Origin of the sequence: Aquimarina muelleri DSM 19832 (assembly GCF_000430665.1) — a bacterium.
Lineage (GTDB): Bacteria > Bacteroidota > Bacteroidia > Flavobacteriales > Flavobacteriaceae > Aquimarina > Aquimarina muelleri.
Window position 1 is genome coordinate 37,837 of record NZ_AUML01000029.1, and the last position, 21,963, is coordinate 59,799.

The 21,963-nt window shown below is 31.1% G+C and carries 24 protein-coding genes; 12 read left to right on the forward strand and 12 right to left on the reverse strand.

The window, feature by feature from the left end; genetic code table 11:
* Nucleotides 1-134 precede the first annotated feature (134 nt).
* From dapA to H527_RS0112560, 7 genes are all read right to left on the reverse strand, one after another.
* Complete coding sequence (dapA, locus tag H527_RS0112530; protein WP_027413035.1) at nt 135-1,010, reverse strand: 4-hydroxy-tetrahydrodipicolinate synthase; 876 nt, start codon at nt 1,008-1,010, stop codon at nt 135-137.
* Between the two features lies 1 nt (nt 1,011).
* Nucleotides 1,012-1,536, reverse strand: a complete 525-nt coding sequence (locus tag H527_RS0112535; protein ID WP_229809291.1) for a DUF6913 domain-containing protein — start codon at nt 1,534-1,536, stop codon at nt 1,012-1,014.
* 118 nt (nt 1,537-1,654) lie between these two features.
* Nucleotides 1,655-2,200, reverse strand: coding sequence for a hypothetical protein (locus tag H527_RS0112540; protein WP_155837888.1), 546 nt, complete (start codon nt 2,198-2,200; stop codon nt 1,655-1,657).
* Nucleotides 2,201-2,633: 433 nt separating this feature from the next.
* A complete protein-coding gene (gene ligA, locus H527_RS0112545; protein WP_027413038.1) occupies nt 2,634-4,628 on the reverse strand; it encodes an NAD-dependent DNA ligase LigA in 1,995 nt (664 codons plus the stop codon).
* A gap of 78 nt (nt 4,629-4,706) precedes the next feature.
* Complete coding sequence (locus H527_RS24590; RefSeq protein ID WP_027413039.1) at nt 4,707-5,297, reverse strand: LOG family protein; 591 nt, start codon at nt 5,295-5,297, stop codon at nt 4,707-4,709.
* 9 nt (nt 5,298-5,306) lie between these two features.
* Entirely contained in the window at nt 5,307-6,161 is an 855-nt protein-coding gene (gene prmC, locus H527_RS24595; RefSeq protein ID WP_027413040.1) for a peptide chain release factor N(5)-glutamine methyltransferase, read from the reverse strand.
* 16 nt (nt 6,162-6,177) lie between these two features.
* Nucleotides 6,178-6,666, reverse strand: coding sequence for a GNAT family N-acetyltransferase (locus H527_RS0112560; RefSeq protein ID WP_027413041.1), 489 nt, complete (start codon nt 6,664-6,666; stop codon nt 6,178-6,180).
* Between the two features lie 129 nt (nt 6,667-6,795).
* On the opposite strand from H527_RS0112560, the gene H527_RS0112565 reads away from it, so the two are divergent.
* From H527_RS0112565 to H527_RS0112585, 5 genes are all read left to right on the forward strand, one after another.
* Entirely contained in the window at nt 6,796-7,056 is a 261-nt protein-coding gene (locus H527_RS0112565; protein WP_027413042.1) for a hypothetical protein, read from the forward strand.
* 107 nt (nt 7,057-7,163) lie between these two features.
* Nucleotides 7,164-8,207 (forward strand): bifunctional diaminohydroxyphosphoribosylaminopyrimidine deaminase/5-amino-6-(5-phosphoribosylamino)uracil reductase RibD, encoded by a 1,044-nt coding sequence (gene ribD / locus H527_RS0112570; RefSeq protein WP_027413043.1) that lies wholly within the window; start codon nt 7,164-7,166, stop codon nt 8,205-8,207.
* Nucleotides 8,200-8,808, forward strand: a complete 609-nt coding sequence (locus H527_RS0112575) for an HAD family hydrolase (protein ID WP_027413044.1) — start codon at nt 8,200-8,202, stop codon at nt 8,806-8,808. The genes ribD and H527_RS0112575 overlap by 8 nt, the downstream gene beginning before the upstream one ends.
* Nucleotides 8,805-9,674, forward strand: coding sequence for an EamA family transporter (locus tag H527_RS0112580; protein ID WP_027413045.1), 870 nt, complete (start codon nt 8,805-8,807; stop codon nt 9,672-9,674). Before H527_RS0112575 ends, H527_RS0112580 begins: the two co-directional genes overlap by 4 nt.
* A gap of 12 nt (nt 9,675-9,686) precedes the next feature.
* On the forward strand, nt 9,687-10,301 hold the full coding sequence (locus tag H527_RS0112585) for an IMPACT family protein (protein WP_027413046.1): 615 nt from the start codon (nt 9,687-9,689) through the stop codon (nt 10,299-10,301).
* Here H527_RS0112585 and H527_RS0112590 read toward each other — a convergent pair.
* Nucleotides 10,298-10,702 carry an acyl-CoA thioesterase gene (locus tag H527_RS0112590; protein ID WP_027413047.1) on the reverse strand — a complete coding sequence of 135 codons (405 nt, stop codon included), beginning with the start codon at nt 10,700-10,702 and terminating at the stop codon, nt 10,298-10,300. The genes H527_RS0112585 and H527_RS0112590 overlap by 4 nt on opposite strands.
* A 189-nt stretch (nt 10,703-10,891) precedes the next feature.
* Between H527_RS0112590 and dnaA the strand changes: the two genes are divergently transcribed.
* From dnaA to H527_RS0112605, 3 genes are all read left to right on the forward strand, one after another.
* Nucleotides 10,892-12,319, forward strand: a complete 1,428-nt coding sequence (dnaA, locus tag H527_RS0112595; protein WP_027413048.1) for a chromosomal replication initiator protein DnaA — start codon at nt 10,892-10,894, stop codon at nt 12,317-12,319.
* 15 nt (nt 12,320-12,334) lie between these two features.
* A complete protein-coding gene (locus tag H527_RS0112600; RefSeq protein ID WP_027413049.1) occupies nt 12,335-12,799 on the forward strand; it encodes a low molecular weight protein-tyrosine-phosphatase in 465 nt (154 codons plus the stop codon).
* A 209-nt stretch (nt 12,800-13,008) separates the two neighbouring features.
* On the forward strand, nt 13,009-13,737 hold the full coding sequence (locus H527_RS0112605; protein WP_027413050.1) for an SAM-dependent methyltransferase: 729 nt from the start codon (nt 13,009-13,011) through the stop codon (nt 13,735-13,737).
* Between the two features lie 7 nt (nt 13,738-13,744).
* Here H527_RS0112605 and H527_RS0112610 read toward each other — a convergent pair whose 3' ends face one another.
* The 4 genes from H527_RS0112610 to dapF form a co-directional block, all read right to left on the reverse strand.
* Nucleotides 13,745-14,389 (reverse strand): hypothetical protein, encoded by a 645-nt coding sequence (locus H527_RS0112610; protein ID WP_027413051.1) that lies wholly within the window; start codon nt 14,387-14,389, stop codon nt 13,745-13,747.
* A gap of 341 nt (nt 14,390-14,730) precedes the next feature.
* Nucleotides 14,731-15,774, reverse strand: a complete 1,044-nt coding sequence (gene mltG, locus H527_RS0112615; protein ID WP_027413052.1) for an endolytic transglycosylase MltG — start codon at nt 15,772-15,774, stop codon at nt 14,731-14,733.
* On the reverse strand, nt 15,764-16,291 hold the full coding sequence (locus H527_RS0112620) for a GNAT family N-acetyltransferase (RefSeq protein ID WP_027413053.1): 528 nt from the start codon (nt 16,289-16,291) through the stop codon (nt 15,764-15,766). Before H527_RS0112620 ends, mltG begins: the two co-directional genes overlap by 11 nt.
* A complete protein-coding gene (gene dapF, locus H527_RS0112625; RefSeq protein ID WP_027413054.1) occupies nt 16,285-17,070 on the reverse strand; it encodes a diaminopimelate epimerase in 786 nt (261 codons plus the stop codon). Before dapF ends, H527_RS0112620 begins: the two co-directional genes overlap by 7 nt.
* 165 nt (nt 17,071-17,235) lie before the next feature.
* Between dapF and H527_RS0112630 the strand changes: the two genes are divergently transcribed.
* The 4 genes from H527_RS0112630 to trmD all read left to right on the forward strand — a co-directional run bounded on the left by H527_RS0112630 (nt 17,236) and on the right by trmD (nt 21,957).
* The gene (locus H527_RS0112630) at nt 17,236-18,651 is read left to right on the forward strand and encodes a trypsin-like peptidase domain-containing protein (RefSeq protein ID WP_027413055.1); all 1,416 of its coding nucleotides are present in this window, start codon (nt 17,236-17,238) and stop codon (nt 18,649-18,651) included.
* Nucleotides 18,652-18,792: 141 nt separating this feature from the next.
* Entirely contained in the window at nt 18,793-20,241 is a 1,449-nt protein-coding gene (locus tag H527_RS0112635) for a glyceraldehyde-3-phosphate dehydrogenase (RefSeq protein WP_027413056.1), read from the forward strand.
* A 354-nt stretch (nt 20,242-20,595) separates the two neighbouring features.
* Entirely contained in the window at nt 20,596-21,213 is a 618-nt protein-coding gene (locus tag H527_RS0112640; RefSeq protein WP_035088124.1) for a hypothetical protein, read from the forward strand.
* Between the two features lie 66 nt (nt 21,214-21,279).
* The gene (gene trmD, locus H527_RS0112645; protein WP_027413058.1) at nt 21,280-21,957 is read left to right on the forward strand and encodes a tRNA (guanosine(37)-N1)-methyltransferase TrmD; all 678 of its coding nucleotides are present in this window, start codon (nt 21,280-21,282) and stop codon (nt 21,955-21,957) included.
* The last annotated feature ends 6 nt before the right edge of the window (nt 21,958-21,963 follow it).

Genomic DNA, 21,963 nt, shown 5'->3' on the forward strand with positions numbered 1-21,963 from the left:
CCAGTAATATTTGCTACTTCTTAATATTTATAAACTAAAAATATGCTTCACATTAACAGGTTTACTTGAACCAACAACCTATTAACATATAAAATTCTGAATCTATTATTCTTTTCAACCTCTATTTATAAAAGTTAATATTTCTCAATAAATTTTTTTATTTTTTCCTCTAAACTTAATGAAACAGACACCAACGGCAATCGAAGGTAATCCTCACAAACACCTTTTACTTTTAAGATATTTTTAATCCCCGCTGGATTACCTTCTTCAAAGGCATAATCAAGAACAGGAAGTAATGTATATAAAATATCAAATGCTTTTTTTGTTTGACCAGACAATCCTAAGCGTATCATTTCTGAAAACTCATTAGGAAACCCTTGTCCAACTACACTTATAACTCCATCTCCACCTGCTACAACTGCTGGTAATGCTAATGTATCATCTCCAGAAATCACCAAAAAATCAGTAGGTTTATTTTTGATAATTTTTAATACTTGCGTAAAATCACTTACTGCCTCCTTAACACCAATTATTTTATCTAATTGAGCAAGACGCAAGGTCGTTTCTGCCATCATATTAACCCCTGTTCTAGCTGGAACATTATACAGTAATACAGGTAAAGGACTATTATCGTTTATACTTTTATAATGCTGAAAAATTCCTTCTTGACTTGGCCTATTGTACATTGGCACTACAGAAAGTATTGCATCAAAATCAGATGACCTAACTTTTTTAACCTCTTCTACTACTGCTAGAGTGTCATTTCCTCCTACACCTATAACTAAAGGGAGTCTTTTATTATTTACTTCTACTATATGTGCAATTAAACTCTTTTTTTCTTCCTTTGTAAGAGTTACCGACTCTGCGGTTGTCCCTAACACAACAAGGTATTCTACATTACCTTCTACACAAAAATTAACCAAGGATGTAACTCCTTTATAATCTATCGCACCATCTTTATCAAAAGGAGTAGCCAATGCTACACCAGTTCCTCTGAGAAAATTACTCATACTATATAATCTGTAAAATTTTTAAATACTTTTTTAATTCTGCTATAAAAAGATTTGTGTCATTTGTAGTAGCTCCAATAATCAAGTCATTAATCCTGTTATCTACTGTAGAAAAACCTACTTTAAATTTAGCTTTAGAAGCTGCCGCTACATAATTTAATTCTATCAAGTCTTCTTCATAAAAATTAATCAATACATCATAGTCTTCATTTACAAACTCTTTTAAAGATTTACTTTTTATAACTCCGCTTACACCAAAGCTTTTATTTCCATAATAAGCAGCCTCCTCATCCTCGTCTAATTCTTTTTGATTTTCTTTATAACCTATCACTTTAAGCCTCTCTGATTCAACTCCCAATTCGTTTGCTAATTTTAACAAAGAAACAATGTTAATCGATTGAGATGCATCTATAAGAACCGCCAATGTTTTAAGGCTTGAAATACTTTGTGATCCAGCTTGTCTTTTCCCTAGATGCGCTTCGATATTTTTTCTTATCGCATTTCTTTTAAGGCCTTTTAAAATCATTTATTAAAAAAAATTAATAAGCCACAAATGTAGCTATTTTACAGTTTAAATTCGTCTTGTATTCTTCTAGAAAGAAGAATACCATTATAATTAAACAACATAGTTGTTTTTGTTAAATTTAAAAATATGTATCGTTTATAGACTTTATATCTATCGGTTTTGTATCTATAAAAAATTTAGTAAAAAAGTAAATCCCCAATATCTCTACACCATTAATCAATATCGTAAACTCTCTACTATAATAATACAACTCATTTATTGCTAAAAGAGCATCTACAAACAATGTACAGCAAGCAGCTATAAATAGATAAATTGACTTCTCATATCTATCTGAAACATAAATAAAAAAACAAATTGTAACAAATAATAAAAGACCTATAACGATAAGACTCATTGCTCCAACTGAGTTAATAATCTTAGGCAAAACCAGATCGATAATAGAAAAAATAAGATACCCTATCAAAATTATGCTCACTATTACTGGTGGAGACGCAAATACTTTCAATTTAACATCTTTCTTTGAAATAAAATCTTTTAACAAAAAACTACATAATCCATAAAAAGTAAATATAAGTACTGCTATCACTGTATAATATTTCACAAAATCAAGATATATAAAAACATCTGTAATTGCTATAACTAGCATAGATAATGGAAATAACAAACTCGATTCTTTAACAAACTTAAAATATAAATAAATTAAAGATACAGGAACAATAGGTTTTACGTACACCAACAATCTTTTCTCAAAAAAAACGCTTACACATACAACTATCAAATAAGTAATATAAAAAATTAGATATGTAGCCTCTACTTTTCTCAAAAAAATAAAAAAATTACATCAATATATAATAAAAGTGATTATTACTACGAGAAAAGAAAAAAATGTATTTAAATTAAAAATATATACTAAACATAAATACATTAACGATAATAAAAAAAGTTTCTACTATCTTTTCTTTCTCCATTAATTTTAATTTACCCCTAGAAAAAATATTACTAGATTTATATCTCTAGAATATCTTAACACAAGATAGTAATTTTTAAAGAACCTTATTTAACAACATAAAGTCTTTATAACAACTAAAACACCTTTTTTATTCTAACTTACCAAGAAAATCTTCTTCACTTATAATAGGTATGGATAACATATTTGCTTTTTCTAGCTTACTAGGCCCCATATTTTGTCCTGCCACAACAAAGGATGTTTTAGCCGATATTGAACTAGAAACCTTACCTCCATTATCTTCTATCATTTTTTTAAGTTCATTTCGTGATACTTTTTCAAAAACTCCTGAAACTACAAAAGTTACTCCTTGAAAAATATTTGTTTGACCCGCTAACTTATCTGCAGATATTTCTAACTGAACCCCATATTGTTTTAACCTATGAATTAATGCCCTATTTTCTTCAGCTCCAAAAAACTCTACAACACTTTGTGCTATTTTAATTCCTATTTCATCTACATTAACCAAGTCTTCTTCTGATGCTATCATTATTGCATCTATAAATTTATAATGTTTGGTTAATTTTTTAGCAACCGTTTCTCCTACATACCTAATCCCTAAAGCAAACAAAACTCGTTCAAAAGGAATTTCTTTTGATTTTTCAATTCCTAAAATAAGGTTTTCGGCACTTTTTTCGGCCATTCTTTCTAAAGGAACTACTTGTTCTTTTTTCAACTCATAAAGATCTGCATAGTTTGTGATCAAACCTTCTTTAACAAGTAATGCTACCGTTTCTCCTCCCAGACCTTCAATATCCATTGCTTTCCTAGAAATATAATGCTGTATGCGACCAATTATTTGCGGAGCGCAACCTTTATAATTAGGGCAATAATGCTGTGCTTCTCCTTCTTTTCGTATTAGTTCGGTATGACATTCTGGGCAATGTGTTATATATGATGTTGGAACAGATTCCTGTTTTCTGTTTTTAAGATCTACTGCTATAATTTTAGGAATAATTTCTCCTCCTTTTTCTACAAAAACAGTATCTCCTACTCGTATATCTAATTTTTCTATCTGATCTGCATTATGCAAAGAAGCTCTTTTTACAGTAGTCCCTGCAAGAGATACTGGTTTAAGATTTGCTACAGGAGTAATTGCTCCTGTTCTGCCTACCTGATATGTGATTTCATTAAGTATTGTAGACACTTGCTCTGCTTTAAATTTATAAGCCATTGCCCATCTGGGAGCTTTTGCAGTAAAACCAAGCTCCTCTTGTTGCTGTAGGTTATTTACTTTTATTACAACGCCATCGGTTTCGTATGGTAAATCATGCCGGTGGCTGTCCCAGTAGGTTATAAAATTTAATACCTCTTCAATAGAGTTTACTAATTTAGATTCTGCAGGTACCTTAAAGCCCCAATTTCTGGCTTTATCAAGGCTCTCAAATTGAGTTTTTATTTTTAACTTATTGCCTTTAACACTATACAATAAGCAATCTAGTGGTCTTTTAGCAGTCTCGCTACTATCTTGCAATTTCAAACTACCCGAAGCTGTATTTCTGGGGTTTGCATAAGGCTCTTCTCCTGCTGCTATCCGTTCTTCATTCATTTTAAGAAATCCTTTGTAAGGCAAAACAATCTCTCCTCTAATATCAAATTTTTCTGGAAAATCTCCTTTTAATTTTAATGGTACCGATTTTATAGTTTTTACATTTGTAGTAACATCATCTCCTTGTATCCCATCTCCTCTGGTAACCGCCTTTTTTAAAATACCCTTTTCATAAGTTAAATTTATAGAAGCACCATCATATTTAAGTTCACAAGTATAACTAATTGACCCATCTACCATTTTCTTTAAACGTTTCTCCCAATCTAGCAGATCCTCTTGTGAATACGAATTATCCAAAGAGTACATTCGTTCGTCATGTACTACAGTTGCAAAATTTTTAGTAACCTGTCCTCCAACCCTAAGTGTTGGTGAATTTGGATCGTAAAACTCTGGATATTTTTCTTCAAGCTCTTGTAGAGATTTAAGTTTCATATCAAACTCATAATCACTTATTATAGCTGCATCCAGCACGTAATAATTATAATTATGTTCTCTTAACTCTTCTCTTAATAAATTTATCCTCTGCTCTATATTCATTTTAACATGTATCTTTTTTAAAGACCTAACAAAACCTTACTTCTTCAATCAATATCTTTTATTTGTTTTTAACAAATATTATACTTTATCTGGTTGCAACCATTTTTTAGTTTGTACTGGCTCAAAGCTTTTCATTTTTTCTAACAATATATCTATATCCTCTTCTACAATAAGTAACTCGTAGTTTTCTGTTTTTAAAAAGTTTTTGCGAACCATGTTTTTCAATAAAGCCAGTAGATCATCATAAAATCCATTTATATTTAAAAGCCCTATTGGTTTTTGATGTAGCCCCAATTGTGACCAAGTTATAATCTCGAATAGCTCTTCTAGCGTCCCAAATCCTCCTGGCAATGTTATAAAACCACCACTTAACTCTTGCATTTTCATTTTTCGCTCATGCATATTAGCCGTAACAATCAACTCATCTAAACCACGATGCACTACCTCTTTTAACATTAAAAACTCAGGAATCACCCCAATTACTTTTCCTTTATTTTGTAATACCCCTTCAGCTACCTCTCCCATTATTCCGATTTTAGCTGCTCCATATACCAACGTTATTTTTTGATATGCTAATTTTTCTCCTAACAAATATGACTCAGAAATTATTTTGGCGTCATTACCTTCACTACTTCCGCAAAACACACAAATGGAATTCAAATTACTCATACTTACTATTTATTTTTTAGGAGCACAAGCTCTTATCATTCGTTTGTTACCATATATATCTTCTCTTACCTTTACAGAAGTAAAGCCTAATTCTTCGATCCTTTTTTTTGTTTCAAAGCTTAAATATTGATTAATCTCAAAATACAACACTCCGTCATTATTCAATTTTTTATTAGCTAATATTGCTATTTTTTCATAAAAAAGCAACGGATCTTTATCCGACACAAATAAAGCTAACGACGGTTCGTTATTAAGTACATTAGGTTTCATTTCTTGCTTCTCCATCTCTCTTACATAAGGTGGGTTGGAGACTATAATATCAAACTTTTGAAATAAACTTTCTACCTTTAGAATATCTTCTTTAATAAACGTTACCTCTACTTTATTATTTTTTGCATTTTCTTTTGCTACTTCTAAAGCCTGTTCTGACACATCTATAGCATACACTCTGGCTTTAGGTAAATTTTTGGCTAATGAAATAGCAATACAGCCACTACCTGTGCCTATATCTAAAATAGCTAAAGAAGCATCTTTTGGTTGATCTTTTAAGACCCAATCCACTAACTCTTCCGTTTCTGGTCTTGGGATAAGAACATTTGGACTTACCTTAAAAGACATCCCATAAAAATCAACCTCTCCTATGATGTGTTGAATTGGTTCTTGTTTTTCTAATCGTTGCTTTGCTTTATCAAAAACCTCTATCTGCTTTACAGAAACCTCTTGATCCAAACGCATAGCTACATCTACTCTTCTAAGACTTAAAATATCTTCGGAAAGAATATAGAAAAACGACAAAATTTCTTCTGAATCATATATACCAGATAAAGAATCAACAAAATTAGTTCTAAGGTCTTTTATCTTCAAAACTGAAGTTTTTTTGTTATAATTCTTTTATCATCCATGCCTGACAACTATAATGCCCTGTATTTCCCATAGGCGCTTCCAATGGCAAAAAACCTACTTTGTGATACAATTTCCTCGCAGATTCCATATAAGGCATTGTTTCTAAATAACATTTAATATATCCTTGTTCTTTTGCAAAACTAAGACACGTATTTATCATTTTAAACCCTACTCCTTTACCTCTTGCTTGCTCCAAAAAATACATTTTTTGCAATTCACAAACCTGCATAGATGCCTCTCCTTCTAAAGGAGCAATTCCTGCGCCTCCTATGATCCGCCCCTCTTCCTCAACCACATAATATTGCATCTTGGGCTTATTATATGTCTCAAACATCTTATCTAAAGATTTATCTTCGTATGCAGTTCCTACTTTTGGAACCTCCATCTCAATTAAAACATTACGTATCACCTTTGCTATTTCTTTATTATCGCTAGGCTGTATAGTCCGTATTTTTATACTACTCATTATATTTTAAATACTACTTTTACATTTCTATAAAGGATATATCAGAAAAACCTTTGGGTCTTCAGATTAAATAAAAACTAATTTATATTTAAGGATATTGAAATATACATTAAATCTAATAAGAAATCAATGAGTAAAATTCTATTATTATCAACAATATTTGCATTTATCACAAGTTGTTATATTATCAGAACACCTAATTTTAAACCCTTTGATTCTATAGAAGTTACCGACATTAGTCTAGGTAATATTACTATTAATACAAATGTTGTTTTTAACAATCTTAACAACTTAAACAAAAAATCACTCATAAATAACATAAACATAGGAGCTATTTCTACAAAAAAACTTAATATTCTTGGAAAAATAATATTATACAAAACATCCTAAAAAATTATTGTATTATCGTATAATATAAAGGCTCTATTAAATACTATTCAAAAAATTTCTCCTATCCCATCTTACAAACAAAGAACAAAAAATAAGACTCAAATAAAGTGACAACACATCAAAAATACATGCAACGATGCATTCAATTGGCAAAAAATGGCTTAGGAACTACGTATCCAAACCCAATGGTAGGTAGTGTAATTGTGCATAATAATAAGATTATTGGTGAAGGATGGCATTATGAAGCTGGAAAGCCTCATGCAGAAGTAAATGCAATTGCTTCTGTTAAAAAAACATCTCTTTTAAAAGAATCTACAATTTATGTAAGCCTAGAACCATGTAGCCATTTTGGAAAAACCCCACCTTGTAGTGATCTTATCATAGCAAAAGGAATCAAAAAAGTAGTTATAGGAACAATAGATACTTTTGATAAGGTTTCTGGGTCTGGTGTTCAAAAATTAATGAGCGCAGGTTGCGATGTTATAGTTGGTGTTTTAGAAAAAGAATGTGCTGACCTTAATAAGCGTTTCTTTACTTTTCATAACAAAAAACGACCATACATTATTTTAAAATGGGCAGAAACAAAAGACGGCTATATTGCCCCTGCTTCTACTAAAAAAAGAGAACCTGTGTGGATTACCAATGCATATTCAAGACAAATTGTACATAAATGGCGCGCAGAAGAACAAGCTATTCTAGTAGGTAACCAAACTGTATTAAAAGACAATCCTAAATTAACCATACGAGATTGGTTTGGGAAAAATCCCATCAGAGTTGTTATTGATCGATCTAGTAAAATTCCTAAAGACTCTTCGGTTCTGAATCTAACTACACAAACAATATTAATCACCTCAGAGAAACATAAAAATACAAACAGCGATACTCTTATTTATGAAATTGTTGATTCGCAAAAATGTACAACAGAAGAAATCTGTGCTATTCTTTACAAACACAACATACAATCTGTAATTATAGAAGGTGGTTCACATACAATCCAATCCTTTATAGATAAAAATCTTTGGGATGAAGCAAGAGTTTTTACAGGAAATACTATTTTTGAATCTGGAATAAAAGCTCCAGTTTATAAAGGAAAAATGGTTTCTGAAGAAAGAATAAAAACTGACGTACTAAAAACATATCAAAATGATTAAAACTATAATTTTTGATTTTGGCGACGTTTTTATCAATTTAGACAAGCCTGCTACAGAAAAAGCGTTTTTTAAATTAAAAAACATATCTTTTGCTACAGAAACAAAAAAAATAACTAAACATTATGAAACAGGAATTATCTCTACTCCCGAATTTATTAATAACTTCAAAACAGTAATCCCTGAAGCTTCAGAAAATCAAATTATAGATGCCTGGAATGCTATTCTGTTAGATTTCCCAAAACACCGATTAGAATTCTTAAAAAAATTAGCTACAGAAAAACAATACAAACTAATTTTATTAAGCAACACTAATGAATTGCACATAAATTGGATCAAAAACCATATTTCATTTTATCCAGTATTCAAATCTTGTTTTGATGCTTTTTATCTTTCACACGAAATCAATTTACGCAAACCTGAAATAGATATTTTTAAATTTGTTTTAAAAGAACATCAATTAAATCCTGAAGAAACATTATTTATTGATGACACTAAAGAGAACACAAATGCTGCTGCAACACTTAAAATCCATACTTGGAATAACAATCCAAAAACAGAAGATATAATCGATTTATTTACCATAAAATCTGATTTATTTTGATTTATTTATTTTTAAGTATAATAGCCTCTTCTTGGATTTTTGTAATCTTTAAGCTATTTTCTAAATACAATGTAAATACACTACAAGCTATAGTTGTAAATTACATTGTTGCTTCAATTTCAGGAATAGTGGCGTATTCTGAGCCAATTAATCTGGTTATTATATCAAAGCAAGACTGGTTTTACGGAGCTATGATATTAGGAGTTGTTTTTATTTCTGTTTTCAACCTAATGGCATATACAACGCAAAAAAATGGTCTCTCTGTAGCTGCAGTAGCTAATAAAATGAGCCTAGTTATACCTATCCTATTCGGAATATTAGTATACCATGAAAGCACAGGCTTTTTAAAGATAACAGGAATCATTGTGGCAATTATAGCAGTATATCTAACTTCTATTAAGACTAACAATGACATTTCTATAAAAAAAGAAAATGTAATTTTCCCTTTATTAGTATTCATTGGCAGTGGAATCATTGACACCAGCCTTAAATTTTTAGAAACAAGCTATGTTTCTAAAAATGATATTCCAATTTTTTCTGCTACTATTTTTGTATGCGCAGCAATCATAGGTTTATCCACATTAACATATAAAGCCTTCAAAGGGTCTCTAAAAATTTCTTTAAAAAATATCATAGCCGGAATTGGATTAGGAGTACCAAATTATTTTTCTGTTTATTTTTTAATTAAAGCATTACGCCATGATGCTATGGAAAGCTCTACTGTATTTACTATCAATAATATCATAGTGCTTTTGGTTTCTACTTTTGCAGGAATTTTACTTTTTAAAGAACGATTAATTTTAAAAAATTGGATTGGTATCTTACTAGCTATATTTAGCATTATTTTAGTAGCCTCTTCTATATAAAAATAGTATTATTTGGAAATAGACGACACATACAAAACTATTGATTCTCCAGGAGCAGAAGTACTTTTTAAAGACAAGAACAGCAAGTTCTTTGGATATACATTCCCTATAAACAATGAAGAGGATGTTAAACAAATTATAGAAAATCTAAAAAAACAACATCATTCTGCCCGACATTGGTGTTATGCATGGCAGATAGGAACCGAAAACATAAAATATCGTGCTAATGATGATGGAGAACCTTCTAACTCTGCAGGACAACCTATCTATGGTCAAATTCTTTCCTTTGATGTTACAAATATCCTAATTATTATTGTTCGATATTTTGGCGGAGTAAAATTAGGAGTTGGCGGCTTAATAAACGCTTACAGATCTACTGCTCAATTAGCCTTAGAGGCTTCCAAAATAACTAAAAAGACTATAAACATCAACTTTGTGATTATTTTTGAGTATAAAGACATGAATAAAGTCATGAGAATTATTAAGGAAAATAACCTTAACATCTATAGTCAAGATCTTAACCTTAATTGCAAAATTTATATTTCTGTAAGAAAAAAGATGGTAGATAAAATAAAAGAGGTTTTCTTACCGTTGTATGAAGTAGAAATTAAAAAATTAGGGAATTAATATTTCTTTATTTTATCAATTAAATATGGAGGACATGAAATAGGCTTTCTTGTTTCGCTATTAACAAAAACTAAAGTTGTAGATGCTATTGTTAACAATTCTTTTTTTTGATTAAAAATTTCAAAGTCAAAAATTATTTTAATTGTAGGAATTTTCCTTAGCGTACTTTTAATAGTTAATTCATCATCGAAAAAAGCAGATTTTTTAAATTTAAAGTCCATTACAAACACTGGAAGCATGATACCGCTTTCCTCCATTGATTTATAAGAAACCCCTAATTTTGATAACCAATCAATTCGTGCCAATTCTAAATACTGTGCATAGTTACCGTGGTGTACAACACCCATTTGATCTGTTTCAGAGTATCGTACTTTTAGTAATGTTTCCGAAGTGATAAGCATATTTTAAATATATAAGTTAATTAATAGTAGTACTATCAAATTATGCGAAAAAAATAATTAATATTCAACCCCCTAATAGTTTTTTTTTTACATTTTTTGTTCACATATTTGTCCTGCAAAATTAGTAAGAAGTTTTTCGATAATTTCTTTTTAGTATCTTAACAAAAAAAAGTAAATCTAACCGTAAGAATGAATGTAACCGCGCAATCAGTTTGGGATAATTGTTTGTCTTTTATAGAAGACAATATTACACCCCAAGCTTTTAAAACTTGGTTTGAACCAATAAAAGCTGTAAAACTTACAGATGGCGCTTTAAGTATTCAAGTTCCTAGTAAATTTTTTTATGAATGGCTAGAAGAACATTACGTAAATCTCCTTAAAGTATCTCTAACCAGAGAACTAGGAGAAGGCGCCAAGTTAGTTTATGTTATCAAGATGGAAAACACCTATGGCAACAAGAAACCATTTACAGAAAAAATACCCAGCTCTAACAGAACACCAGTCAACTCTCAAGAAGTTGATGTCCCTATAAAAAGCAGAAATCCGGAATTAAAAAACCCGTTTATCATTCCAGGAATACGAAATGTAAAAATAGAATCTCAATTAAATCCAAATTATAATTTTGAAAATTTCTTAGAAGGAGATTCTAACAGATTAGCCCGTTCTGCAGGGATGGCAGTAGCTAACAAACCTGGAGGAACTTCTTTCAATCCCCTACTTATTTTTGGAGGAGTTGGCTTAGGCAAAACGCATTTAGCACATGCTATTGGGGTAAACATAAAGGATAACTATCCAGAGAAAACAGTTTTATATATTTCTGCAGAGAAATTTACACAACAATATATTGAATCGGTAAAAAAGAATAACAGAAATGATTTCATTCATTTTTATCAAATTATCGATGTGCTAATTGTTGATGACATCCAACTTTTATCTGGAAAAGCTGGAACACAAGATGTATTTTTTCATATTTTTAATCATTTACATCAAAACGGAAAGCAAGTAATCCTGACCAGCGACAAAGCTCCTGTAGATATGCAAGACATAGAACAACGCCTGCTATCCAGATTTAAATGGGGCTTATCTGCCGAATTACATCAACCAGATTTTGAAACTCGAATTTCAATCATAAAAAATAAACTATACCGAGATGGTGTAGAAATGCCAGAAGATATAGTTGAATTTTTAGCCAATAACATAAAAACTAATATTAGAGAACTAGAAGGTGCTATTATCTCTTTAATTGCACATTCCTCTTTTAATAAAAAGGACATTACTATAGATCTTGCTAAAACAATAGTAGACAACTATGTTAAAAACACGAAGCGAGAGGTATCTATAGATTATATCCAAAAAGTAGTAAGCGACTATTTCCAGATGGACGTAGAAACATTACAATCTAAAACACGAAAGCGACATATCGTACAAGCACGACAGTTGGCAATGTTTTTTGCAAAAAAACTAACAAAAGCCTCATTAGCAAGTATCGGTACTCAAATTGGCAAAAGAGATCACGCAACAGTTCTTCATGCTTGTAAAACAGTAGACAACCTATCCTCTACAGACAAACAGTTTAAAAAATATGTAGATGATTTAAGAAAAAAGCTTACTTTGTAATTTCATAACTATCAAATGAAAACCAAAATCTTAATGGTTTGCCTTGGCAATATCTGTAGATCTCCTTTAGCAGAAGGCATCCTCAAATCTAAACTGGATTTAAACAGATATACAATAGAATCTTGCGGAACCAGCGACTTTCATATTGGCAGCAAACCAGACGAACGATCTATAAGAGTTGCTAAAGCACACCACATTGATATTACACAACAAAGAGCAGCTCAATTTGAAAAAAGTGATTTTAAAACGTATGACTACATATATGTCATGGATAGCTCTAATTACAAAAATATAATAGCTTTAACCAAAGACATTCAAGAAAAAGAAAAAGTAGAATACATTCTTAACGAACTACACCCCAAGAAAAACCTTGATGTTCCAGACCCATATCATGGAGGAAAACAAGGTTTTGAAGAAGTTTTTCAAATGCTAGACAAAGCATGCGATAATATTGCATCAAAACTTAAAACAATAGATTAGCTTTATACTTGTTTAAACAAGCAAACAGCAAAGACCTTTTAATGATAAATCATTATTACCTCTCTACAAATACTATATAAGTAAATAATAACGTTACAATAGTTGTCTATAAAAAAATAATATTAAATTAGTACAAATTCGATAATATATTATATTCAGCGTTTTTAGATTCTTCAGACAAATCTAATCAAAATCAGCTATAAAAACTTATGGAACCCAAACCCTTAGACACCAAAGGCAAACTATACCTAATCCCAACACGTTTAGGAGACGATATGCCCTTAGAAGTACTTCCTATATCTATTAAAAAAGTATTAGAACAAGTCAATCATTATATTGTAGAAAATGAAAAACCAGCCAGAAGATTTATAAAAAAAGTAAGTCCTAGCAAATCTCAACGCTCCTTGGTAATAAACACTGTTAACAAATACACTGACATCTCCGAAATCCCCAGTTATCTAACCCCTTGTTTAAATGGAGAGTCCATTGGATTATTATCAGATGCAGGATGTCCTGGAGTTGCTGACCCTGGAGCTGAAGTAGTAAAAATTGCTCATGAAAAAGGAATACCTGTCACACCACTTGTTGGACCATCCTCTATATTATTAGCAATGATGAGCAGCGGAATGAATGGCCAAAGTTTTACTTTTAACGGATATCTCCCTATTGATAAAAACGAAAGAAAATCAGCTATAAAACAATTAGAAAAAACCTCATTTGAAAAAAGTCAAGCACAAATATTTATTGAAACCCCATACAGAAATGACAAAATGTTTGATGATCTAAAAACAATACTGAATGAAAATACTCGACTTTGCATTGCTTGCGACATCACACTAACAACTGAATTTATTGCTACCAAAACTGTAGCAAAATGGAAACAAGAAGAGGTAAGTCTTCACAAAAGACCCACTATATATATCATACAAAAGGACTAGAAAAAAATCAGAAAACCACTTTTGCTTTTCTATCCGCAACTACAAAAGAAGTATCATATCCTCCAAATCTTTTCATATAGTAACGGATAGTTGTACCGAAAGCATCTGCAAAGCCCTCTACTCCACCACTACGGAGATACTTTTTTACAGCACCAGGACCAGACAAATGAGCAGCTGCAAGAATCCCTGATTCTGTCACCTCTACTCCATTAATTTTTTTAGAACTAAACCATTTAATATCCCTACGCAAAATCCATTTATTTCTGGACAAATTAGCATAAAATGCTTTTTCTTGAAGCTCTGGATTATCTAAAAAATCAGACTTTTTAAAACCCTTAACCCCTAACAAAGCAAGAGTACCTTTGCCAAATTGATATTTACCCAAATAACCAAACTGATTTACAACCCCGTAGTCTCCTCTAGACTCCTTAAAAGCAAGAGCTTCTTTAAAACCTACATAAGATTTACCTAGTTTTAAAGAAACAAATGTATTGTCATCTTCTATCTCATCAAAATTAGGTGCAACATAGTACAAGTCTAAGCCTGCCGTACTATACGAACTAAGATCTAAGTCCTCTTTTTTTGTAAAACTTAACAAACACACTCCACCAATTGTAAGTAATACCGATGATCCTATTATCCTTTTTATCATATAAAAATTTTCTAAGTAGCCACCTTAAAGATGTCCCCATCTACTTAAATTTTTGCGGTGCAAATATACAACTTTTATTTTAAAAAAAAATATCATCATAAAAAACAATTATAATACTGTAAAACAGTGTTTTACGTTAAAAAAAAGTGTTAAAAACGACTAAAAACCCTTCTAAAAACACACTTAAACGTCGAATCATATCTTTTTAACGAATAAAAATACTCTATCAACAAGAGTATCATTCATAAAAAAAACCACAACTTTGTTAATAAGATGTGGTTTTTTGAACTGAAAAAATAGTAAACATACTATTTTTTTTATACGATAATAACTAATAAATATTATCGCTTTATTCCTTTTTTATTAATCCAATCAACATATTGTTTTTTATTATTATTATGTTGTTTTAATGTTTTTGCAAATTTATGATACCCTATATTTCCAACATCTGCCACAAAAAAGTAATATTCATGCTTTTCATAATTAAGAACAGCATCTATAGAAGAAATATCTGGCATCGCGATTGGCCCCGGAGGCAAAGTCATATATTTATACGTATTATATGGACTATCTATTTCTAAATCTTTATACAAAACTCTTTTTATAACTGTATCCCAATCATTACGATGTTTTTTTATTGCATAAATAACCGTAGGATCAGCATCCAATTTCCATCCATTTTTATACCTATTCATATACACACCTGCAACCCTAGCACGCTCATCAACCTTAGCTGTTTCTTTCTGAACAATTGAAGCAACAGTAATAACTTCATTTTTTGTCAATCCTATTTGCTTTGTTTTCAAAACACGTGAATCGTTCCAAAATCTATTATATTCTTTAAACATTCTTTCTCTAAACTGTTGTGCAGAAGTGTTCCAAAAAAATTCGTATTTATTCGGTATGTACATCGCTAATGCTGTTTCTAAAGAGAAATCTTTTGATTTTAAAAAAACCTCATCTTTAAAAGATTTTAACAACGAAAGACTATCCGCCTCGATCTGCGATGCAATTCTGCCTGCCAAATTCTCGAGTCTTTCTTGATTATTAAAACTTATCTGAACAGGTGAATTTTTACTCCTCAGTACATTTATTATCTGGTTATTGTTTAAATTTTTCTTCAAGATATACCTTCCTGCCTTTATTTTTTCTACATACCCTTTTTTCCTAGCTATCCTATCAAAACTATAAATATCTTTAAGCGCAGGGCTAATAAGCTCAATAAGCTCTGTGTAAGTAGCCCCAGTAGGCACATAAAGAACCTTTGTTTCTGTTTCAAATTTAGTGTTCGGTGAGAACACAGCCTGATACACATAATATGCAAAAACTCCTCCAGCAATTAAGCCTAACCCTGCAATAACGAATAATATTTTTTTAATGTACATATATTAATTGATATAAAAATTCATCTTTATAGGTGTCTTTTACCAAATTCCAGTCTTTTTTAACACCTACTTTATTAAAACCTTGATTCTCGAATAACTTTATACTTATTATATTATCTTCAGAAATATTAGCATATAATTGATGTAAATTAAGGTGCGTAAAACCATAATTTACAACAAGCTGTAAAGCCTCTGCTCCATAACCACTACCCCTATTTTCTTTTTCCGCTATTAAAATACCTATTCCAGCTCTATTATGAGCAGGGCAAAAATCAAACAAATCAATCAAACCTAAAGCTGCATGATCATTAGAGCAAATAACTAATCGTAATTGTTTTACTTCGTAAATATCTTTATGAGAATTCTCGAGGTATTGTTTGATCAAAAACCTGGAGTATGGTGTTTGCGTAGAGCTCATTTCCCAAATTTGCTCGTCATTCTCTATAACATATACAAAATCAAGATCCTCTGGCTCTAAAGCTCGTAAATAAATATTTTCTCCTTTTAATGTCACCATTCAATCTCTCCTTTAAAAACTTGTTTTGCAGGACCTATCAAAAAAATATTTTCATATCCGTTTTCCGTTTCTTGAAAAGTAACTTTTAACTCTCCTCCTAATGTATTAACAACAACCTCTTGCCTATCTGTTAAATTTGTAGCATGCATAGAAAGTGCTACCGCAGTAACACCTGTACCACAAGATAGTGTTTCATCCTCTACCCCGCGCTCATAAGTGCGTACATCAAACACACCATCCTGTTTCTTTTCTACAAAATTTACATTACTACCCTTTTCAAAATAAGGAGCCCCATTTCTAATCTTTCTACCTATATTCTTAACATCATAATTAGCTAATTCTCTAACCATTGTCACATGATGAGGAGAACCTGTATCTAAAAACAAGTGTGTATCAAATTTTTCTATCAAGGAGACATTTTGCATCTGTAAATGCACCAGATCTTTTTTGATTGTGGCCTTATGCGGACCATCAATCGCTGTAAAAGTGGCAGTATCACTTATAACACCTAAATAAGCTGCAAAAGCTACTAAACACCTTCCTCCATTCCCACACATTGAACTCTCTTTTCCATCGGCATTAAAATACACCATTGTAAAATCATCTTGTTCATTATTAGGTAATTCCAAAAGCATTAAACCATCTGCTCCTATCCCAAATTTTCTGTCACAAAGTCTAGCGAATAATTTGGTATCATTTTTGGTTAATATTGATTGTCGGTTATCAATGATAACAAAATCATTACCCGTTCCTTGGTATTTATAAAAAGTGAGCATCATTATTTATTCAATTAGCAGGGCAAAGGTACAAAAGAATGTTGATACAAAATCGTTGTTACTTGCGAGTTAAATATCATAAAAAAGTATACTATAATTGTAATTTTAAAAGTTAATAACAGTCTATAATAAAGTAATACTAGTTAAATCATAAAAAAAGAAAAAAATATGAAAAGATTTTTGAGTTTATTGGTTGTAGCTATCCTTTCAGGAATGTTTACTCTAGGAGGATACAAAATGTTTTTAGAGACCGAAACTGTTGTTGTTAAAGAAAGTGAATCCAAACCAAATGTAATCCCAACAAGTTATACTGTTACAAACAGCAATACAGCTTTACCAGTATCTAGTATTGACTTTAGCCTAGCGGCAGAAAAAACTGTAAACGCTGTAGTACATGTTAAACAATATGGCATTTCTCGCACACCAAGAAATCTAATGGAGTTCTTTAGAAATGGAGGAACACAAGAAAGACGAATTCAAGGTGCTGGATCTGGAGTTATCATTACCGAGGATGGATATATAGTAACCAATAATCATGTAATTGAAGGTGCTACTGATCTAGAGATAACATTGAACAATAATAAATCCTACAAAGCCAAAATAGTTGGTACCGCTCCACAATCTGACATTGCATTAATCAAAATTGATGCAGATGAAAAATTGTCTTACATCCCTTTTGGAGACTCCAATTCTGCTAAAATAGGAGAATGGGTACTTGCGGTAGGAAACCCTTTTAACCTTACCTCTACCGTAACAGCTGGAATAATTAGTGCTAAATCCAGAGATTTAGACGAGTCTGACGACAAAATCCAATCTTTTATACAAACAGATGCAGCTATTAACCCTGGAAACAGTGGTGGTGCATTAGTAAACACCAGAGGAGAATTAATAGGGATTAACACTGCTATAACATCTCAAACAGGAAGCTACGTAGGGTATGCATTTGCCGTACCATCTAACAATGCTAAAAAAATCATAGATGACATCATAGAGTTTGGAGGTGTACAACGTGGTATATTAGGTATAACTGGTGGCACCATAAATCCAAAAGCCATGGAGGAATATGACATCCCTGTTTCGCAAGGTGTTTTTGTATCTTCTGTTGCAGAAAACAGTGGTGCTAAAAAAGCTGGTTTATTAGAAGGCGATGTTATCAAAGAAATAGATGGATTACCTATTAGAAAATTTGCAGATTTAACAGGTTATGTAAATAGCAAAAGACCTAAAGATATTATAAACGTAAAAATTTTAAGAAAAAGAAAAGAATTAGTTTTGCCAGTTACTTTGTCTAAATATAAAATTCAAAAGTATAATATCGATGATGTAGGCGTTGAGGTAATGAATCCTCCAAAAGATTATTTAAAAAATTTCAATCTAGATCATGGAGTTGTAATTAGTAAAGCACTAAGTTCTCGAATGAAAAGATATAACCTCGAAGGGCTTATTATTAGTGAAATAGATGGGAAAAAAGTAAAAAATGTTATTGATGTAAAAGAGATATTAGACAACAAATATAAAGACGAAGACATCACCATTAGTCTGGTAGATAGAAATGGCAAAAAAAGAGAATTTGTATTTCAATAATCCGTAATAAATCTTAGTAAAAAAAAGAAAATCTCATTACTTAAAAAAAGTAATGAGATTTTTTTTCATAAAAGGTTTCACGAAAACGTTTGAAATATATACTTTTGCACGAAATTTCAAGACTGTAAAACACAACATATTATGAGCTCTAACGAAGTTTATGAAAAAGAATTAGCCTTTCAGGCAGACAGACGTCGCGCCACAGTTGCATTCATCAAGACTGTAAGCGATCTCTGGTACGACAACTCTATAGAGTTAGTACTTTTCCGAAATCAATTAATTGATAAAAATGTAAGTGAGATTATTAATCTACACGAATATGCTGGTGAGTTTGTACAAAAACCAATTTCTATTTTTGATTCTGTAGAAATTGCACAAGCTATTAAGCTAATGAATCTACCTCCTTCAAAATTGGATATAGGTAAACTTACATACGAGTATCATTTAGCTAGCGAAGAATACAACTCTATAAATGGGTTTGTACAAGATAAGCTAAAAGATGCTAAAAAATTCCAGCCTATCTCACCTAAGAATGTAGTTCTTTATGGATTTGGCCGAATCGGTCGTTTAGTAGCTAGAGAGTTAATGACTATTACCGGAAAAGGAAGTCAATTAAGACTTAGAGCTATTGTTACACGAGGTGCAATTACTCAAGACATTTTAGAAAAAAGAGCTTCTTTACTTCGTAGTGACTCTGTACATGGAGATTTTGCTGGTACAGTAGAAACAGATCTGGCAAATAATGCTCTTATAATAAATGGTACTACAGTAAAAATTATTAGTGCTAATAATCCTGAAGATATAGACTACACTAGTTACGGTATAAAAAACGCCTTAGTTATTGACAATACTGGTGCCTTTAGAGATAAAGAAGCCTTAAATAGACATCTTTTAGCAAAAGGAGTTGATAAAGTATTACTTACTGCTCCAGGAAAAGGGATACCTAATATTGTTCATGGAGTAAATCATAAAGATCATGATCCTGATAAAGTAGATATATTTTCTGCAGCATCTTGTACAACCAATGCTATTACGCCTATTTTACAAGCGGTAGACGAAAGTTTCGGTGTCATTAATGGACACTTAGAGACAATTCATGCATATACCAACGATCAGAATTTGGTAGACAATATGCATAGCAAATATCGAAGAGGTCGTGCAGCAGCATTAAACATGGTAATTACCGAAACAGGAGCAGGGCAAGCAGTATCCAAAGCATTACCTAACTTTGAAGGTAAATTAACCTCTAACGCTATTCGAGTTCCTGTACCTAATGGATCCTTAGCTATTCTAAACCTTAATTTAGAAAAGAAAACCTCTAAAGAAAGTATGAATGCTATAATAAAAAAATACGCATTAGAAGGAAGTCTTGTTGAACAAATAAAATACTCACTAGACAATGAGTTAGTCTCTAGTGATATTATTGGTTCATCCGCACCTTCTATCTACGATAGTAATGCTACTATAGTAGATTCGAAAGGACATAATACTGTTTTATATGTTTGGTATGATAATGAATATGGATATAGTCATCAAGTAATAAGACTATCAAAATACATCGCCAAAGTGAGACGTTTTACTTATTATTAATAAAAACGTACCCTAAAATTTAAAAATAGATAAAGTCGTTATTGTACAATAACGACTTTATCTATTTTTAAAATCCAATAAAAAGCTTTTTTTAAGAGCTATTTTAAGATAATTTAAAATCTTAATCCCCTGTAAATTAATTCTAAAAATGCTCCTTCACAAGTTCTAACAAAAAAAACTTTATAATCACTTACAATATCGTACATTTATTGGCGTTACAGAAGAAATTAATAACCATAAACAAAAGATATATAGTTCCCCTTATAATACAAGCAATTAGTTATTTTATTTCATAATTACTACCGCATACCATAAGGATATTATATCCGACCATTAAAAATCAAGATTATCAATATGAAATTATTAAAGTATCTATTAGTTTTACCCCTACTCCTATTCTTTTTTGAAAAAACATATGCTCAAGAAAATAATATCAGTGTGGATAGTGCATTACAACAAGAAAAGATTGAAGGGCAATTTGATATCGTAATAAAAAAATCTGGAAAGTTTCAAGAATACAAAGTAGTTAAGCTTATTTGGTTAAATAAACTTAAATCAAACACTGTAGATACTATTAAAACATTAGAATCTAAATTAAACACCTCTAACCTTAAAATTACAGAACAAAAATCAACTATAACAGAGCTTGAAGAATCTCTTGCCAAAACAAATGATAATCTTTCTACCATTACACTAGAAAAAGATAGCATTAGTTTTTTTGGAATAGCTCTAACGAAGTCTAGCTACAAAACCATGATGTGGGTCATTATTGGTATTCTTTTAGGTCTATTAGGCTTCTTTATATATAAATTCAAAAACAGTAATTCAATTACTTTAGAAGCCAGAAAAGCTTTAGACGAAACTGAAGCAGAATTTGAAGATCATAGACGCAGAGCATTAGAAAGAGAACAAAAAGTAATGCGTAAACTTCAGGACGAAATCAATAAACAACGTAAAACAGGAACTAAGTAATTTTAATTTCTAGATTTTGACTATATTCTTTTGCATCTTTGCAACCATTAATGAATTTGATGAAAGATGCGTATAGACATTATTACAGTAGTACCAGATATTTTAAAAAGCCCTTTTCAAGCTTCTATAATGAAGCGATCTATAGACAAAGGATTAGTAGAAGTAAATCTGCATAATTTAAGAGATTACACAGACACTAATTACAAACAAGTAGATGATTATCAATTTGGAGGAGGGGCTGGCATGGTGATGATGATTGAGCCTATTGATAAATGTATCTCTAAATTAAAATCAGAAAGAGATTATGACGAAATAATATATATGACTCCTGATGGCAATACCTTAAACCAAAGTATTGCAAATCAATTATCCCTAAAAGGCAACTTAATTATTCTTTGTGGACATTATAAAGGTGTAGACCAAAGAGTAAGAGACCATTTTATTACCAAAGAAATATCTATTGGAGACTATGTTCTTTCTGGTGGCGAACTAGGAGCTTTAATCTTATGCGACGCCATTATCCGACTAATTCCTGGAGTACTTGGCAATGAAACCTCTGCCTTAACAGATTCTTTTCAGGATAATTTATTAGCCCCTCCCATCTATACAAGACCTGCAGAATATAACGGATGGAAAGTACCTGATGTATTAACATCTGGGAATTTTCCGAAAATAGAAACATGGAGAGAAGAACAAGCTTATCAAAGAACAAAAGAACGAAGACCCGATCTTCTAGAAGAATAACCGATA